The sequence below is a fragment of the Microbacterium sp. B24 genome (assembly GCF_000333415.1).
Taxonomy (GTDB): domain Bacteria; phylum Actinomycetota; class Actinomycetes; order Actinomycetales; family Microbacteriaceae; genus Microbacterium.
The window spans coordinates 1-1117 of the sequence record NZ_BADB01000488.1; the positions used below are offsets into that span (position 1 = coordinate 1).

The 1117-nt window shown below is 72.2% G+C and carries 2 protein-coding genes; both read left to right on the forward strand.

Annotation, left to right across the window (positions count from 1 at the left end; all coding sequences use genetic code 11):
• Window positions 1-141 precede the first annotated feature (141 nt).
• The gene (locus I5I_RS14165; RefSeq protein WP_036321191.1) at window positions 142-807 is read left to right on the forward strand and encodes a GntR family transcriptional regulator; all 666 of its coding nucleotides are present in this window, start codon (window positions 142-144) and stop codon (window positions 805-807) included.
• On the forward strand, window positions 804-1117 hold a 314-nt coding region (locus I5I_RS14170; protein WP_036321193.1), incomplete at its 3' end, for a pyridoxal-phosphate dependent enzyme. The genes I5I_RS14165 and I5I_RS14170, both read left to right, overlap by 4 nt.

The following is a 1117-nucleotide window of genomic DNA, read 5'->3' on the forward strand; positions in this document are numbered from 1 at the left end:
GCCCCCGGCACCCTCGTACGTCTGCGGCTGGATGCGGCGTCCGTTGACGAGGGAACCGTCCGGTTCAGCGTCGTCTGACGGCCTCCGCCCGAGACGGATGCGCGACGGGCGTCTCGTCCCACCTGCGATATATTGCATATCGTGCCGCTCGCTGCCGTCCCCGTGCCCCGCGCCCTTCTTCGCGACGACGTGCACGCGCGCCTGCAGGAGGCGATCGTCGACGGCAGCCTCGCCCCCGGTGAGCAACTGCGCGACGCAGAACTGGCCGAGCGACTCGGCGTCAGTCGCACGCCCGTGCGAGAGGCGCTGCTCGAACTCGCTCAGGCCGGGCTCGTGCAGGCGACACCCGGGCGCTCCACCGTCGTCGCCCCGATCGACCGCGGCGCCCTCCGCGACGCGCAGGCCGTCGTTGGCGCCCTGCATGCCCTTGCCGTCCGCACGGCGACACCGCGCATGACGGCCCGCGACCTCGATGCGATGCGCGCGGCGAACGCGGCGTTTCGTGCCGCGCTGAGCGCCGGCGACCTCGACGGCGCCCTCGAGGCGGATGCGCGCTTTCACCGCGTCGCCCTCGACGTGTGCGCGAATGCGGCAGCCGCGGCCGTCATCGCCCGCTATGAGCCGGTCCTGCGCCGCGTGGAGCGGCTGAGGTTCGCCTCCGACGAAGCGGCCGCCTCCGCTGAGCGGCATGACCGCCTGGTGGCGCTGTGCGAGGCGGGCGACGCCGACGGCGCCGCCCGCCTCGCCGAAAGCACGTGGCAATCCCTCATCATCTCGCCCGCTCCGACCGAACAGGACCCCGCATGAAGCTCCACGAGTTCCCGCGCCACCCGCTCACCTTCGGCCCCAGCCCGTTGCAGCACCTGGCGCGGCTCAGCGACCACCTCGGGGGCGCGCAGATCTGGGCGAAACGCGAGGATGTGAACAGCGGCCTCGCGTTCGGCGGCAACAAGGTGCGCAAGCTCGAGTACATCGTCCCCGACATCCTCGCCTCCGGCGCCGACACGATCGTGTCGATCGGCGGCTACCAGTCCAACCACACGCGCCAGGTCGCGGCCGTCGCGGCGCACCTCGGGCTGAAAGCGCGACTCATCCAGGAGAAGTGGGTTCCGTGGGA